Source organism: Amycolatopsis keratiniphila subsp. keratiniphila (assembly GCF_001620365.2).
GTDB classification, from domain to species: domain Bacteria; phylum Actinomycetota; class Actinomycetes; order Mycobacteriales; family Pseudonocardiaceae; genus Amycolatopsis; species Amycolatopsis keratiniphila.
The window spans coordinates 123,902-138,253 of the sequence record NZ_LQMT02000039.1; the positions used below are offsets into that span (position 1 = coordinate 123,902).

General features: G+C 68.6%; 20 protein-coding genes. 9 read left to right on the forward strand and 11 right to left on the reverse strand.

The annotated features are described in order from the left end of the window. Window positions 1-11: 11 nt before the first annotated feature. Window positions 12-668: a response regulator gene (locus tag AVR91_RS35925; protein ID WP_063276719.1), complete on the reverse strand. Its 657-nt coding sequence runs from the start codon at window positions 666-668 to the stop codon at window positions 12-14. Further along, complete coding sequence (locus AVR91_RS35930; RefSeq protein ID WP_063276718.1) at window positions 608-2,383, reverse strand: sensor histidine kinase; 1,776 nt, start codon at window positions 2,381-2,383, stop codon at window positions 608-610. The genes AVR91_RS35925 and AVR91_RS35930 overlap by 61 nt, the downstream gene beginning before the upstream one ends. A gap of 133 nt (window positions 2,384-2,516) precedes the next feature. On the opposite strand from AVR91_RS35930, the gene AVR91_RS35935 reads away from it, so the two are divergent. From AVR91_RS35935 to AVR91_RS35945, 3 genes are all read left to right on the forward strand, one after another. After that, window positions 2,517-3,227 carry an ABC transporter ATP-binding protein gene (locus tag AVR91_RS35935; RefSeq protein ID WP_063276717.1) on the forward strand — a complete coding sequence of 237 codons (711 nt, stop codon included), beginning with the start codon at window positions 2,517-2,519 and terminating at the stop codon, window positions 3,225-3,227. Between the two features lie 14 nt (window positions 3,228-3,241). Continuing rightward, window positions 3,242-3,976 carry an ABC transporter permease gene (locus tag AVR91_RS35940; protein ID WP_063276716.1) on the forward strand — a complete coding sequence of 245 codons (735 nt, stop codon included), beginning with the start codon at window positions 3,242-3,244 and terminating at the stop codon, window positions 3,974-3,976. A gap of 110 nt (window positions 3,977-4,086) precedes the next feature. Next, window positions 4,087-4,479 carry an SCO5389 family protein gene (locus AVR91_RS35945; protein ID WP_063276715.1) on the forward strand — a complete coding sequence of 131 codons (393 nt, stop codon included), beginning with the start codon at window positions 4,087-4,089 and terminating at the stop codon, window positions 4,477-4,479. On the opposite strand, the gene AVR91_RS35950 is transcribed toward AVR91_RS35945, so the two are convergent. The 3 genes from AVR91_RS35950 to AVR91_RS35955 are packed head-to-tail and all read right to left on the reverse strand — an operon-like array spanning window position 4,476 to window position 6,507. Beyond that, on the reverse strand, window positions 4,476-5,453 hold the full coding sequence (locus AVR91_RS35950) for an LLM class flavin-dependent oxidoreductase (protein ID WP_063276714.1): 978 nt from the start codon (window positions 5,451-5,453) through the stop codon (window positions 4,476-4,478). The two genes, AVR91_RS35945 and AVR91_RS35950, sit on opposite strands and share 4 nt — an antisense overlap. Before the next feature lie 2 nt (window positions 5,454-5,455). Further along, window positions 5,456-5,611 (reverse strand): hypothetical protein, encoded by a 156-nt coding sequence (locus tag AVR91_RS43000; RefSeq protein WP_005161850.1) that lies wholly within the window; start codon window positions 5,609-5,611, stop codon window positions 5,456-5,458. Continuing rightward, window positions 5,611-6,507, reverse strand: coding sequence for a class E sortase (locus AVR91_RS35955; RefSeq protein WP_016330489.1), 897 nt, complete (start codon window positions 6,505-6,507; stop codon window positions 5,611-5,613). The genes AVR91_RS43000 and AVR91_RS35955 overlap by 1 nt, the downstream gene beginning before the upstream one ends. A gap of 415 nt (window positions 6,508-6,922) precedes the next feature. Between AVR91_RS35955 and crgA the strand changes: the two genes are divergently transcribed. Next, window positions 6,923-7,189 carry a cell division protein CrgA gene (gene crgA, locus AVR91_RS35960; protein WP_034322048.1) on the forward strand — a complete coding sequence of 89 codons (267 nt, stop codon included), beginning with the start codon at window positions 6,923-6,925 and terminating at the stop codon, window positions 7,187-7,189. A 118-nt stretch (window positions 7,190-7,307) separates the two neighbouring features. Then, window positions 7,308-7,685 (forward strand): PH domain-containing protein, encoded by a 378-nt coding sequence (locus AVR91_RS35965; RefSeq protein ID WP_016330487.1) that lies wholly within the window; start codon window positions 7,308-7,310, stop codon window positions 7,683-7,685. Here AVR91_RS35965 and AVR91_RS35970 read toward each other — a convergent pair. The 3 genes from AVR91_RS35970 to AVR91_RS35980 all read right to left on the reverse strand — a co-directional run bounded on the left by AVR91_RS35970 (window position 7,670) and on the right by AVR91_RS35980 (window position 9,819). Beyond that, window positions 7,670-8,158: a hypothetical protein gene (locus AVR91_RS35970; RefSeq protein WP_016330486.1), complete on the reverse strand. Its 489-nt coding sequence runs from the start codon at window positions 8,156-8,158 to the stop codon at window positions 7,670-7,672. The genes AVR91_RS35965 and AVR91_RS35970 overlap by 16 nt on opposite strands. 100 nt (window positions 8,159-8,258) lie before the next feature. After that, the gene (locus AVR91_RS35975; protein ID WP_063276713.1) at window positions 8,259-9,221 is read right to left on the reverse strand and encodes a rhomboid family intramembrane serine protease; all 963 of its coding nucleotides are present in this window, start codon (window positions 9,219-9,221) and stop codon (window positions 8,259-8,261) included. Between the two features lie 43 nt (window positions 9,222-9,264). Next, the gene (locus tag AVR91_RS35980; protein WP_063276712.1) at window positions 9,265-9,819 is read right to left on the reverse strand and encodes a peptidylprolyl isomerase; all 555 of its coding nucleotides are present in this window, start codon (window positions 9,817-9,819) and stop codon (window positions 9,265-9,267) included. Window positions 9,820-9,908: 89 nt separating this feature from the next. Between AVR91_RS35980 and AVR91_RS35985 the strand changes: the two genes are divergently transcribed. Continuing rightward, on the forward strand, window positions 9,909-10,619 hold the full coding sequence (locus AVR91_RS35985; RefSeq protein ID WP_063276711.1) for a hypothetical protein: 711 nt from the start codon (window positions 9,909-9,911) through the stop codon (window positions 10,617-10,619). A 68-nt stretch (window positions 10,620-10,687) separates the two neighbouring features. Here AVR91_RS35985 and AVR91_RS35990 read toward each other — a convergent pair whose 3' ends face one another. Then, window positions 10,688-10,957: a hypothetical protein gene (locus AVR91_RS35990; RefSeq protein ID WP_228709435.1), complete on the reverse strand. Its 270-nt coding sequence runs from the start codon at window positions 10,955-10,957 to the stop codon at window positions 10,688-10,690. Window positions 10,958-11,074: 117 nt separating this feature from the next. On the opposite strand from AVR91_RS35990, the gene AVR91_RS35995 reads away from it, so the two are divergent. After that, window positions 11,075-11,662: a TetR/AcrR family transcriptional regulator gene (locus tag AVR91_RS35995; protein WP_063276710.1), complete on the forward strand. Its 588-nt coding sequence runs from the start codon at window positions 11,075-11,077 to the stop codon at window positions 11,660-11,662. Between the two features lie 69 nt (window positions 11,663-11,731). Here AVR91_RS35995 and AVR91_RS36000 read toward each other — a convergent pair whose 3' ends face one another. Together AVR91_RS36000 and AVR91_RS36005 are read right to left on the reverse strand one after the other, a co-directional pair. Then, entirely contained in the window at window positions 11,732-12,184 is a 453-nt protein-coding gene (locus AVR91_RS36000; RefSeq protein ID WP_063276709.1) for a DUF6918 family protein, read from the reverse strand. A 167-nt stretch (window positions 12,185-12,351) separates the two neighbouring features. Further along, a complete protein-coding gene (locus tag AVR91_RS36005) occupies window positions 12,352-12,876 on the reverse strand; it encodes a DUF2020 domain-containing protein (protein ID WP_037333956.1) in 525 nt (174 codons plus the stop codon). 72 nt (window positions 12,877-12,948) lie between these two features. Here AVR91_RS36005 and AVR91_RS36010 point away from each other — a divergent pair, with 72 nt between their 5' ends. Both AVR91_RS36010 and AVR91_RS36015 read left to right on the forward strand, forming a co-directional pair. Then, on the forward strand, window positions 12,949-13,659 hold the full coding sequence (locus AVR91_RS36010) for a hypothetical protein (protein WP_063276708.1): 711 nt from the start codon (window positions 12,949-12,951) through the stop codon (window positions 13,657-13,659). Beyond that, window positions 13,659-14,300 (forward strand): pyridoxine/pyridoxamine 5'-phosphate oxidase, encoded by a 642-nt coding sequence (locus AVR91_RS36015; protein WP_063276707.1) that lies wholly within the window; start codon window positions 13,659-13,661, stop codon window positions 14,298-14,300. The genes AVR91_RS36010 and AVR91_RS36015 overlap by 1 nt, the downstream gene beginning before the upstream one ends. Window positions 14,301-14,352: the final 52 nt, after the last annotated feature.

The following is a 14,352-nucleotide window of genomic DNA, read 5'->3' on the forward strand; positions in this document are numbered from 1 at the left end:
GAAGGGGGCCTTCACGGCGTTCCCAGGTAAGCGAGGACCGCGAGCACGCGGCGGTTCGTGTCGTCCGAGGCGACGATGCCGAGCTTCGCGAAGATGTTCGCGGTGTGCTTCCCTACCGCCCCTTCGCTGAAGTGCAGCCGCGAAGCGATGGCGGCGTTGGAACAGCCTTCGGCCATCAGTCCGAGCACCTCGCGTTCGCGCGGGGTCAGCGCGGAGAGGGGATCGGAAGCGTTGCCCGCCACCAGTTTCGCGATCACCTCGGGGTCCATCGCGGTGCCGCCGCCCGCCACCCGCCGCACCGCGTCGATGAACTGGTCCGCGTTGAAGACCCGGTCCTTCAACAGGTATCCGATCGCGCCTGCCCCGTCGGCGAGGAGTTCCCGCGCGTAGAGCTGCTCGACATGTTGCGACAGAACGAGAATCGGCAGCCCGGGGATGTCGCGCCGCACGGCCAGCGAGACCTGGAGTCCTTCGTCGGTGAGCGTCGGCGGCATCCGGACGTCGACGACCGAAACGTCGGGCCGGTGCGCGCGCAGCGCCCGCTCCAGTTCCGGCCCGGTGCCCACCGCCTCGACGACGTCGAAACCGTGCGCGGTCAGCAAATGCGTCAGGCCGTCTCGGAGGAGGTACTGGTCTTCGGCGACGACGCATCGGGGTCGAGCTGGCACGGGATCTCCATGATCGCCTTCGTCGGCCCGCCGAGCGGGCTGGTCAGAGCAAAAGTACCGTCGAAGGCGCCTAGTCTGCGTTCGATCCCGCGAATCCCGCTCCCCCGGGCCGCGTTCGCGCCGCCCTTCCCGTCGTCGGTCACCTCGATCCGCAGCAGACCGTCGTCGTAGCCCAGTTCGATCGACACTCGCCGCGCCTCGCCGTGTTTGGCGGCGTTGCCCAGCAACTCGCTGACCGCGAAGTACGCGCACGCCTCCGCGGGCTGCTCCAGCCGGGGCAGGGTGCCGTTCACCGAAGCCCGCAGCGGACTGTCGAGCGCCATCGCGCGCACTGCGTCGCCGAGCCCGCGCTCGGACAACACCGGCGGGTGAATCCCGCGCACCAGCAGCCGCAACTCGGTCAGCGTCTCGGACGACGTCTGCCGCAGCTCGGCGGCCAGCCGTTTCGCCGCGGCCGGGTCGCTGTCGATCAGCGCTTCGACCGCGCCCAGCTTCATCCCCATCGCGACCAGCCGTGACTGGACCCCGTCGTGCAGATCCCGCTCGATACGCCGCAGTTCGGCGGCTTGCGCGACCGACGCGTCGGTCCGCGTCTGCTTCAGCCGTTCGACACGCTGCCCGAGCCGCGAAGCCTCTGTCGGACCGAGAAGCACCTTCGCGAAGCGCGCCCCCAGACGGGCAAGCCAAGGCGTCGCGGCCAATCCGGCGACGACCGCCGCCACGGCGACAGGAGTCAGCGCGAGCGCTTGCCCGAACGGCCGCCAGATCCAGAGCGCCACCACACCCCAAAGGCCGAGGGACACCAACGCCACCGTCGGCACGGCCAGCACCAGCAGCACCGCGGAGTTGACCACCGCGGCCGCCAGGTCGCGCCAGGTCGCACGGTCGACCATCGCCCAGCGCAAACGCGCCAGCCTCGCCGGCCACCACGGGGTGTCGTACAGCTGCCGCCCGTGGCGGTACATCCCGTCCGCCCGCGGCACGGGGAACGGCGGCTCCGGCAGATACGGCCGGTCGATCCGCACGCCGGTCCAGTTCTTGGCCTCGCGGCGCAGGGTGTCGGTCACCGAACGACCGGCGACGACCATCGCCGGGAACAGCGGCGCCGGCCAGATCAGGGCGAGCAACGTCGGGATCGCCATCCCGAGCTGCGCGGCCGAAAGCGCGAGCAGGCCCAGCTGGAATCCCAGCGCCTTCAGCCTGGTCTTGAGCCAGCCGTCCCCGGTGCGGCCCGGGCGGGGGCCGAGCCACCAACGCGTCCACCTCCCGTACAGCCGGAGGGCGCGCGGCCCGGCCAGCAGGACCGCGGGGATCAGCAGCAGGCCCGCGAATGGATTCCACAGCTGCCAGCCGAGATCGCGGCCGGTCGCCGGATCGTCGGAGATCCATTCGAACCGTTTGGTCCATTTGATGAACCACGACCGTTTGAACAGGCTGTTCCCGTCGCGGTACCAGCCGTCGCGCTCGCGTTCCGGCTCGGGCGGCGCCGGCCGGTAGGGCGGCTCGACGTCGACACCGCACCAGCGTCCGGCCAGTCGCCGGGTGAGCGCGGCACGCGGACGCGTCCCTTCGAGCGCGAGCGTGTAGGCGAAGACCAGGCCGACACAGAGCAGGCAGAAACCCACCAGTTCGAGCAGCAGGTCCAGCCAGCTCACCAGCGCCAACGCCGCGAGCACGAAGCCCCGGCGCACGGAGGTGAGGTAGGTGCGGAACATGCGACGAAGTCTTCCCCACCGCCCCGGCCCGGCACAGTGACCACAGGCCCCCGATCAGGGTGGGTCCAGCCCCACCCCAGCTGTGGGTTCAGCGTCATTCTGGCCAAGTCCGTTGCGCCATAACGTTTTTCGCATGCCACTCATCGAAGTCACCAACCTCCGCAAGACGTACGGGGAGCACGTCGCGGTCGACGACGTTTCGTTCCACGTGGAACAGGGCGAGATCTTCGGGATCCTCGGGACCAACGGCGCCGGCAAGACCACCACGGTCGAATGCCTCCAGGGACTGCGCACCCCGGACTCCGGCACCATGTCGGTCCTCGGCCTCGACCCCGGCAAGGACCACACCGCCCTCCGGCAGCGCCTCGGCTCGCAGCTCCAGGAAAGCCGCCTGCCGGACAAGATCAAGGTCCACGAGGCGCTCGACCTCTACGCCTCCTTCTACGCGAACCCCGCCGACACCGGTGACCTGCTCGCGAAGCTCGGTCTCACCGAACAACGGGACAAGTACTTCGGCAAGCTCTCCGGCGGGCAGAAGCAGCGCGTCTCGATCGCGCTCGCGCTGGTGGGCCGCCCCGAGGTCGCCGTCCTCGACGAGCTGACCACCGGGCTGGACCCGCACGCCCGCCGCGACACCTGGAAGCTCGTCGAAGCCGTGCGCGACACCGGGGTCACCGTCCTGCTCGTCACCCATTTCATGGACGAGGCCGAACGCCTTTGCGACCGCCTCGCGATCTTCGACGCCGGGCGCGTGGTCGCCACCGGCACCACCGGCGAGCTCCGCGACCGCGCCGGTAAATCCACTTTGGACGAAGCCTTCGTGACCCTGACCGGCCGCGACTGAGCCAGGAGACGAAAATGAACACACTCGCCAAGATCACCCTCACCGAAACGAAACTCGCCCTCCGCACGCCCGGCTTCGTCATCGGCGGGCTCGTCCTGCCGACGGCCATCACGGCCATCCTCGGCGCCATTCCCGCCATTCGCGCGGAGAGCGAAACGGCGTCGGGTATGCGCTTCCTCGACGCCTGGGTGCCGTCGATGGTCGTGCTCACCATCGCCATGATGGGCCTGCAATCGATCCCCGGGATCATCGCGACCTATCGCGAACAAGGCATCCTCCGCCGCTTCGCCACCACTCCGGTGCACCCTGCCCAGCTGCTGGTGGCGCAGCTGATCATCAACGTCATCGTGACGATCGGCGGGGTCGGCATCCTTCTCGTGACCGCGGGCACCGTCTTCGACGTCCCCACCCCGCGGCACCCGCTCGGCTTCCTGCTGACGTTCGTCCTCGGCACGACCGCGATCTTCGGCCTCGGCCTGATCGCCGCCTCGGTCGCCAAGACCAGCCGCGCCGCGAACGGGCTCGCGCTGATCGCCTACCTCCCGATCATGTTCCTCGGCGGCGTCTACCTGCCTCGCCCGTTGCTGCCGGAGGCCATCCGCGACATCGGCGCGTACATCCCGCCGGGCGTCAAAGCCCTCGAAGACGCCTGGACCGGCGCCGGCGCCCAGCCGCTGCAACTCGCCGTGTTGGCGGCTTTCGCGGTGGGCAGTTGTGTCGTGGCGGCGAAGCTCTTTCGCTGGGAGTGACGACGGCTTCCGCCAAAGTGGTGATGATGATCGTTTTCTCTTGTGACTTGGCCCGCGGGTGGGTAGTCAGGAAGACGGCCCACGTTCACTGTGTCTCTCTCGGAGGTCCGATGTCTCTGGATGTATCGCCCGCGCTGCTGGAGAAGGCCGAGCGCGGGGAGGTCTCCGACGCCGAATTCGTCGCCTGTGTCCGGGAATCCCTGCCCTACGCCTGGACCGTGATCACCGGTGTCATCGCGGAGGCCGAAGGCGCGGCCGACGGGTTCGCCGACAACGAGACGCCGCCGCCGAGCGAGGCCGAACGCGGCCAGCTGCTGCGGGCGCTGGCCTCGGACTCCATCCGCGGCGGACTGGAACGGCACTTCGGGGTGAAGCTGGCGTTCCAGAACTGCCACCGCGTCGCCGCGTTCAAACCGTCCCAAGTGGACAGTGACCGCTACCGCGCGTTCGTCTCGGTGCGCGGCCAGCTGCTGAACCAGAGCCCCGAACTCCGCGACTGCTAACCGTTCCGCAGCGCGGGCAGGACCTCTTCCCCGATCCGCGCGATGTTCTCGAGCGTTCCCTCCGGCGTACCGGACGCTTCCACCATCATGATCACGTGGGAGACCCCGGTACGCCGGATGCTCGTTCCCAGCCTGTCGACGCAGTACTCCACTCCGCCGATCGGGTGCATCTCGCACAGTTTGTCGGTGTAGGACACCGGATCCTTGTCCAAGCCCCGTTTGCCGTCGAGGTACACGTGGCCGGCGAATCCCTCTTTCAGGGAACCCGGCAACGCCGACCGCACGACGTCCAGCGCGTCGTCCCCGACCTGGCACATCACCGTCGACACGTGCTCGGCGGCGGAATCCCCGTACGCGGCAAGGGTTTCGATCTTGCCGTCGTCGTCGGTGTGCAGGCCGAGCAGCATCGGCAGCCCACGATCGGCGGCGAGCCGCACCGCCCGCGAACGGGCATCGCCGCAGGCCACGACCAGCCGCGGGGAGCGTTCCGGCCGCGGCACCATCGGCACCTCGCGGAACTTGAAATGGTCGCCGTCGGCCGAGACCGTCTCCGACGTCATCGCCGCGAGCATCAGGTCGAGACTCTCCTCGAACCCCGTTTCGTAGCGGGAAGCGCCGGTGCCGAACACCTCGAGGTCCTGCCACGGCCCGCCGCGGCCGACGCCGATCCGTAGCCGTCCGCCGGAAACGGCGTCGAGCAGCGACCACTGTTCGGCGAGCGCCACCGGATGCGCGACGGACAGCACGCTCACCGCGGTGCCGACGGCGATCCGCTCGGTGCGGCCGAGCACGTGCGCGGCGAGGGTGATCGCGGACGGGCAGACGCCGTACGGCATGAAGTGGTGCTCGGCGAACCACACGTCGTCGAACCCGGCCCGCTCGGCGGCGATGGCGGCATCGACCGACCGGCGCAGCACGTCGGCGTCCTCCTGGCCGGGAAACCGGCCGGAGACGAGAAAGACTCCGAATCGCACGCCTACTGAACCGAAACCTCGTTGAACCACAACCGCGGTTCCAGCCACGGGAAGACGACGAACATCAGCAGCGCCACGATCCCGAGCGCCAGCACGACCGCCGTCGCCAGCTTCACCGCGAAGGGGCCCGGCAGCTTGCGCCAGATCCAGCCGTACATCAGCGCGCCTCCGAGATCTTGGGCAGGAGTTCGGCGTAGGAGCCGACCTGGTTCTTCGGCACCTGCTGGGCCAGCACCGCGTGGATGATGAGCCGTTCCTTCGCCGAGAACTTCGGGTGACAGGTCGTCAGCGTGAGCAGCGAGACCTGATCGGCCTTCGGCAGGATCTCCGGGTCCTTGTACGGCACCGGGTTCACCGTGTCGCCCTTGGTCGGGAACACGATACGGCGGCCGTTGGTCTCGCCGTAGGGGCCGCCGTCGGCGGCGTTCGGGTTGCGCAGGGTCCCGACGTTCTTGCACTTCGGCTGCGCGCCCTTGCCCGCCGCCCAGCCCTCGACCTCGTCCTTGTACGGCAGCACCTTGTAGATGTAGAAGTCGGTCTGCGTCTCGATGATGATCTGGTCGCACGAGCTGAGGTTGTCCAGATCGTTGAACGGCGCGCCCTTGCCGACCCGGTGTCCGGCGATCGCGAAGTTGCCGGGCTCGCCCGGCAGCGCGGTGCCCTTGTAGTGGCCGGGGCCGACTTCGAGCGCGGCCTCGGTGGTGCCTTCCTGGATGGTGAAGTTGAAGTCGGCGCCGAACACCGGGATGTGGATCCTGGCGAACGCCTTCCCGTCGACCAGGTCCGGATGCAGTTGCCGGTCCTTGCCCCATTCGCCGTCCAGCTCGGAACTGGCCTCGGACTGTTTGCCCGCGGAGAAGAGGTCGGTCACGTAGACCTCGTAGACCATGAACAGCAGCACCACCAGGCCGGCGGTGATGAGGAGCTCGCCAACGGTCCGGATGGCGACGCCGCCCTTGCCCAGTTCGCGCGGCGGCGGACGTTCCTCGGTCGCGGTGCCACCGCCGACCGGTTCGAAGACGACGGTCTCTTCGGTCGACCCGGGCGGCGGCATGGGACGCCGGCGCGGCGGCGGCGCGTCGCTCCGGCGGCGCGGCGGCGGACCTTCGTAGGACCTGCCGTCCGGCGGCCTCCGGCGGGGTGTCGGCGCCTCTCCCTGGCCGCGACGCGGCGGGATTGCGTCCTCCGGTCTACGCCGGGGGGCCGGACGGCCTCCGCCGGGTGGTCGTTCGGAGTACCGCCGACGGTCCCCGCCCGGCTCTTCCCGCTCAGCCACGCAAAGCTCCTCAGTCTCGAACCAAACCGCTGCCGAACCGTCTGTGACACCATTGTCACAGTGCGGGAAATCGACCGGTCCCGGACGGTGCCCAGCGGCGCTCGTTTACGTTAACGTGTGCACGTGGCGCTGGTTGCGCACCCGAAAGCGGGTCATCGCCACCAGGGAAGCCGAACAGTACGCGAGGAACACGATGCCGAAGTCCAAGGTCCGCAAGAAGACGGCGTACACCCCGCCGACCGATCGCCGCACGCCGGTGAAGGTCAAGGCCGCGGGCCCGTCGAACCTGTTCTACAAGATCGTGATGTTCGGCCTCATGCTGATCGGCCTGATGTGGCTGGTCGTCAACTACATCGCGGGCGACAAGATCCCCTTCATGGCGGATCTGGGCAACACGAACTTCGCCATCGGTTTCGTGCTGATGATCGCCGGGTTGCTCATGACGATGCGGTGGCGGTGAGCATTACCCCGGATGGCGGCTTGACGCCGAATTACACCGGTGTGACTCATCCCCAGTGTGGATAACCCCTGTGGATAACTACCCCACCTCGTGGGCGCCGCAGCGCAACGTTGTGGTAGTGGCCTGGGTGCTCACCCTGTTGCTGCTGGCAGGCGTGCTGTGGCTGGCCATCGGCGGCGACGTCGGCGGCACCGTCCTGACCGGGGTCGCGATGCTGTCCGTGGGCGCGCTCGCGCTGCACGGCACCCTGCTCCGTCCCCGGCTGGCGGCAGGCCCCGGCGGATTACTGGCCAGGACCGTGGGCGGTGCGCACCGCTACTCCTGGAGCGAAGCCCGGCTCCGGCTGCGCACCACGCGCCGGCTCGGCCGGGACAGCCTGACCCTCGAGGTCGAATCCGGCGACCACCTGCTGGTGTTCGGCCGGATCGACCTCGGTGAGGACCCCCGCGACGTGCTGGAGGTCCTCACCACCCTCAAGGGTCAGGCGTTGTCGTAGTAGTGCACGTCGCCGTTCGGGCCGTGTGACCAGCCCGGGACGGCCGGGCCGACCGCGGGCGGCGCGTATTCCCCGAAGATCTCGTACGGCGAGGCCGGCGAGCAGATCGGGTTGATCTTGACGACGCAGTTCCGCAGGGACCCGCTGAACTTCGCTTTGACGTGCCGGGGCCGCTGGTCTTCCACCACCGCCGGGCCAGCCGTGATCTCCCAGCCGGTGGCCGCGCCCGGCCCCGTCGTGCCGACGGTCTGCGTGGCCGCCGAGGACGTGACGCCGGGATCGCCGAAGCAGATTTTCAACGCCGAATCCACGTAGGCGACACGGAGCGTGATGGTGCTGCCCGAGCCGAGGAAATAGCGTTTCGTGTAGGTCTGACAGGTCTCGGCGGCTTGCCCGGCCTGTGCGACCGCGGGTGCCGATACCGAAGCCAGCACGGCGACGGCGGCGAGAGCTGCTGCTTTCCGGATCTTCATCTCAACCCCCAAGTTGACGATGCACATGATCAACTCGAAGGTACCCAGCCCGGCTGCTTCTCCACCGGGTTTCCGGATGACCCACTCGGGGGAAGCTCGGCTACTCCGGGTAGCAGGCGTAGGAGGGCACGCCCCGGCTGGTGGCGAGCTCACACGTCGCGGAAATCGTCTGCGAGTCCTTCCACACGACGAGCCCGATCATCGCCACCACGACGATCGCGATCCCGCCGAGCTGCCACTTCAGCCGGTTCTTGTCCGGCGCGTACAGCAGCGCGAAGGTGGTCAGGAGCCCCGCGACGAACCCGCCGGCGTGCCCGAGGATGGAGATGCCGGGCACCTGGAAGGTGATGAAGACGTTCAGGCCGAGGATCACCAGCAGCCACGTCGGATTGAGCCGCAGCTTGATGACGATGACCGTGTACGCGCCGATGAGCCCGAAGATGGCGCCGGACGCGCCGACCACCGGGACGGCGTCGAGGTCGCTGAAGACCAGGTTCGCGACCGAGCCGCCGAGCAGCGAGACGAAGTAGAGCGCCGTGAACGGGACGCGGCCGAGCGCGGTCTCCAGCGGGCGCCCCACGAACCACAGCGAGAACGCGTTGCTCGCGATGTGCAGCAGGCCGTACTGGAGGAAGCCCGAAGTGAGGATCCGCCACCATTCGTCGCCCGCCAGCGTCGCGGGATTCCACAGCTGGCCGTACTGGAACAGCTCGGAGAAGTTGTTGTTCGCGAGGCTGCCGGACTGGGCGACCGTGATGAAGAAGATGAGGACGTTGAGCGCCAGGAGGACCGGCGTCACGACAGCCGTCCGGGCGGGCTGGGCGCCCGCGAGGGTGCGTGAGCCGTAGCCGGCGTCGCGATACTGCTTCTGCTGGACGCGATCCTGCTGACGGCCGGCTTGGACGCAATCCGTGCACTGGAAGCCGACGGCGGCTTCGCGCAGGCAATCCGGGCAGGCCGGACGCTCGCAGCGTGAACAGCTCAGCCCGGTCGGCCGGTTCGGGTGCCACCAGCAACCGGGCATGGCGGCCTGCTGGTACTGGGGATTCGGTGGTTGGCTCACGATGCCACCAACCTACCGAAATCCCCAGTGACCGGCTGTGCGATCAGCGGCTGATGCTGACCTTCTCGATGACGATGTCCTGCAGCGGACGGTCGGCCGGACCGGTCGCCGTGCGGCCGATCGCGTCGACGACCTCGCGGGAAGCCTGGTCCGCGACCTCGCCGAAGATGGTGTGCTTGAAGTTCAGGTGCGTCGTCGGCGCGACGGTGATGAAGAACTGCGAGCCGTTGGTGCCGGGTCCGGCGTTGGCCATGGCCAGCAGGTACGGCTTGGAGAACTGGAGCTCCGGGTGGAACTCGTCGCCGAACTTGTAGCCGGGGCCGCCGCGGCCGGTGCCGGTCGGGTCGCCGCCCTGCAGCATGAAGCCGTCGATGACGCGGTGGAAGATCGACCCGTCGTAGAACGGGCCCGAGTTCGTGCCCTGCGCGTTGGGCTGGGTGTACTCCTTGCTGCCCTCGGCGAGCCCGACGAAGTTCGCGACCGTCTTCGGTGCGTGGTCGGGGAACAGGTTCAGGTTGATGTCACCCTGGTTGGTGTGCAGAGTGGCCTTCAGCGCGCCACCAACGGGGGATCCCTTGCTTTCAGTCACGAGCTTCATCGTGCCATCTGCGGCAAGATCTGGGGAAAAGGGGCACGATAGGTTACAAGCAACGAAGCAGAATCAAAACGATTGATGAGGTGAAGGCCATGACCCGGGCCGCAGATTCGGTGAGCGAGTCGGCGAAGGCCGGCGCGCTCGGCCTGCGCAAACGTGCTGTCGAGGCGGGTAAGGAAGCCACCGCCCACGCCGTCGAGGTAGCCGAGCAGAAGCTCTCCGAGAGCGCCGGTGAGATCGCTAAGACCAGCCGTCGCGCGCGCAAGAAGCTCGCGAAGAAGACGGAACTGACCCGCAAGGAGCTCAAGCGGAGCTCGAAGGCGGCTCGTAAGGAGGCGCTGGCCAGGCTTTCCGAGATGCGGAAGCCGGGTCGCAAGGCACGCAAGGCCGCCATCCAGGCCGCGAAGTCCGCCGGTGAGTCCAAGCGCCGGGGCAAGAAGGACTTCAAGGCGGCGAAGAAGGACTTCAAGGCCGCGCTCATCGAGGCGAAGACCGCCGCGAAGGGCACGCGTAAGCGTCGTCGCTGGCCGTGGGTGATCGGTATCGCGGTCGTCGGCGCCGGTGCCGCCTACGCGCTGCGTTCCAAGCAGGAGCCGCCGGTCGCGCCCGCGCCGCCGAAGGCCCCGCCCGCTCCTCCCGCGAAGCCCGCCGCTCCGGCCGCGGCCGCGCCGAAACCGGCTCAGCCGGCGAAGCCCGCCGCTCCGGCGAAGCCCGCCGCTTCCGGTCCCGCTCCGGCGAAGCCCACGGCCCCGAAGAACGGGCACCAGGCTTCGAACGCGGGTTCCGCCGACAAGAAGAACTGACGCCTCACCCTTTTCTGCTTGTCGCGAAGGGCCGCCCAGGACCGCTTCTCCGGTCCCGGGCGGCCCTTTCACGTCTCGGTGACAGGAAGGGTGCGGGTGAGCATGTGTCCGCGGCGCATCCGGCCGTCGGGGGTGAACTCGCCGAAGAAGTACACCTCCATCGCGAGATCCCTCTTGCGGTTCGTCACGTACAAGGTGCTCCGGGCGGCGATCCGGTCTCGCGCGGTGGGCCGGTTCTTGCGGACCGGGCGGGTGTGCTCGATCAGGTTGTCCCGGTCCATCCGGTGGCCGTCGGCGATTTGCACGATGTCCGGCGCGTGATAGCGGTCGGCGATCACGCTCGCGTCTTCGTGTCCGTGCCGTGGAAAGCCGCCATGGTCGCTCCCAGCCTCACGAACGATCTCTTGCAGGCTGTAAGATATCCACGGCCCATCAATTCTGACAAGGTGTAAGAGATGCCTCGATCCTCGTCGCGGAACCAGCGCTCCGACGCACAGCGCAGCAGGGCTTCGATCCTGGACGCGGCGCTCCAGACCCTCGGCACCGATCCCGACGCCGGGGTCGAAGCCATCGCCACCGCCGCCGGCGTGACCCGTCAGACGGTCTACGCCCATTTCCCGTCACGAGGGGAACTCCTGGCCGCGGTACTCGACCGCATCACCGAGGAGGCCGTCGCCGCGATGGACGCCGCGGACCTCGGCGAAGGGCCGGCCGCCGAGGCGCTGGTGCGGCTGATCGAAGCCGGACGCCGCACGTCCGGGCGGTACCCCGCCCTGCTCCGGAAGATCACTTCCCTGCCCGCGAGCCAGGACGCCGATGAGCGGCGCCATTCACCGGTCGCCGAGCGGCTCGAACGCGTCATCCGGCGAGGCAAGGAGACGGGCGAGTTCGATGACCGGCTGCCGACGGGCTGGCTGGTGGCGGTCACCGTGAAACTCGGCCACGCGTCGGGTGAGGAGGTCGACTCCGGCCGGATGTCCGCCGACGAGGCGGCGGACGCCCTGCACACGAGTCTGCTCCGGGTATTCGGCGCGACACCCTGAACATGACGAAGGGGCGCCCTCCGCTTCAACGAAAACGTTGAGAGCGAACGACGCCCCTTCGGCGCGCTATCAAACAGACGCAGCGTGCTTGTCGATCAGCTGGCCGAGGCGGGGCAGGGCCTCCTCGACGTTCTTCTTGCCGTTCGGGCGCAGCTTCGAGTACACCTTCTTGATGCTGTCGCGGCTGCTCTTCTCGGCGCGCGAGTCGGTGACCGACAGGAGCGCGTCCGAGGCCTCGTCGCCGCGGCCGGCCAGGTAGGCGCCGAAGTCGTTGCCACCCTTGGCCTTGTAGTCACCGTAGAACGGCTCGAGGGCGACGGTGAAGTCGTCGAGCAGGGTGTCGACGGCGGCGGGGATGATGCCCGGCTTGATCTTCTTGACGGCGGCGAAGCCGGTCTTCACGACGGCACCCGAAACGCCGCCCTTGTCCGAGACCTCGGCGTCGACGAGGCCTTCGAAGTCGCTCACGACCGCCGGGCGACGGCTGGAGTCGAGCAAGATTTCCTTGAGGGTGTCAGCCACGAAACCTGTCCTTTTGTCTTATGGGGAGAAATGATCTTTTGTGCCGCCGAGCCACACCGCAAGGCGGCCTCCGCCGGATCTGGCGTCGCGCTGGTCCCGCGAAACCTCGCGCGTGCGGCACAGGGTAGTACAAGATCAACTTCACTCTGACGTGTGGATACCACTACCTAGAGCTTCAGCTCACCGATAGCCTCCTTCGCCACCGTACGTGCCTTGATGCTCTGCTTCTGGTTGGTGGTCACGACTACCGCGTTCCCACCCTTCGCGACGGCGTAAACGGCGCCTTCGCCGGAAGGTTGGTAGCCGCCCTTCCAGCCCGCCGGTTCGTCGGCGGGGTTGGAGGTGTCGATGGGCGCCGCCTGATCCACCAGCGCCTTGGCCACGGCGGGTTCCCCGACGTACACGCGCACGGTGAGCTGCAGTTTCCCGCTGAGCGCGTAGAAGAAGCAGGTCGGATGCGGCTGATCGGCCGACGTCTTGACCTTGGAGACCTTCTGCCCGTTGGCGTCCGAGACGAACTCGTTGCCGAGGTACGGGCACGGGCCCTTGCCGGTGGGCTCCGGGGCGGGCGGGATGCTGGGCGCCGGGGTGTTCGACGGCGCGGGCGAACTCGCCGCGGGCGGCGGCTGTTCCGTCGGCCCGCAGGCCGCCAGCAGCGGCACGACGAGCGGCAAGATCAGAAGACGTCGCATAGTGGCGTCCAGTGAAGCAGATCGCCGTTCGTGCGACGATGGCCGTGCGCGAGGAGTCTTCGGGAGGCGTCAGTGCTCAGCAAGGAGCAGTACCTGGGTGCGGTGGCAGAGCGCATCCAGCGCAGCGGGGGCAGGCTGAACACGGTCCAGATCGGCCCGAGCGCCGCTGTCGTGGGCCTGTTCACCGAGTCCGTGATGATGTCGACGATGAACTACTGCGTCGTCGCCGCGGCCATCCCGGAGGTGACGGCGCCCGCGTTGTACGACTTCACCGGGCTGGCGACCCAGCACGCGCGCGCGAACGTGATGGGCACGGTCGGCTGGACGGCCGCTTCGGTGGTGATCGCCGGGCTGATCGGTGACCGGGTGTACCCGGACGCCGCGCAGGCCGCGTCGGCGAAATCCGGCAACCAGTTCGGCGGCGAGACACGCATGGTGGCCGTCGACGTTTCGGCGGCGCAGATGTACGCGTTCGTCGGCGGGAAGCTGTGGGGCGCGGCGGTACAGGGTTCGGTCAACGCGAAGCTGACGTTCTGTTTCCCGCAGCCCGCCGAGGTCTATCAGCAGGTGCAGTGGGCACAGTCGCAGGGACAGCAGCCGCCGATGCCGCCGGGACCGCCCGGCCCACCGCCCGGTCAGCAGCAGCCACCTCCCGGCTGGCAACCGCAGCCGCAGTATCCGGTCGGGCCGCCGCCCGCGCAGGGTCCGCCGCCGGGTCAGCATCCGCCGCACTATCCGCCGCCCGCGCCCGGTTATCCGCCGCAGCGCCCGCCGGGGTACTGATGGACCGCACGTTGCGCGGCTGGCCTTCGTTCCCCGAAGAACTCCCGGAGTTCGACACCGAGGCCACACCCGCGACCCCGCGCGAGCTTTTCCTGGATTGGCTCGACGAGGCGGGGCGACACGTCCTTGCGCCGCACGCCGTCACTCTGTCCACAGTGGACGCCGATGGGGTGCCGGACGCCCGCGTCGTGATCCTCAAGGACGTCGACGGGGACACCTGGGCGGTCGCCACGAGCTCCGAAAGCCCGAAAGGTGTGCAGCTGGCGAAGAATCCGTTCGCCGCGCTGACGTTCTTCTGGCCGGGGCGAGGCCGTCAGGTCCGGCTGCGCGGCCCGGTCTCGGTCGCCGCTGCCGAGGTGTCCGCGGCCGATTTCACCGCCCGGCCGCCGGCGTCGCGGGTGGAGGCGTTCATCGGCAGGCAGTCCCAGGTGCTCGACGATCCGGCCGATCTCGACCGCGCGGCCGCGGAAGCGGCGCGGTGGGTCGAGGAGAATCCCGGCGTGGCACCGGAAACCTGGACCCGCTACCTGGTGACGCCGTCCGAAGTGGAGTTCTGGCAGGCGAGCCACGACCGGCGGCACCGGCGGCTCCGCTACCGGCGCGTGGACGGGAGCTGGCACAAAGAACGCCTCTGGCCGTAAACGGTAACTGGGAACGACGATCGTCGGGTTGTCGTGGATGATTCACTTCGGC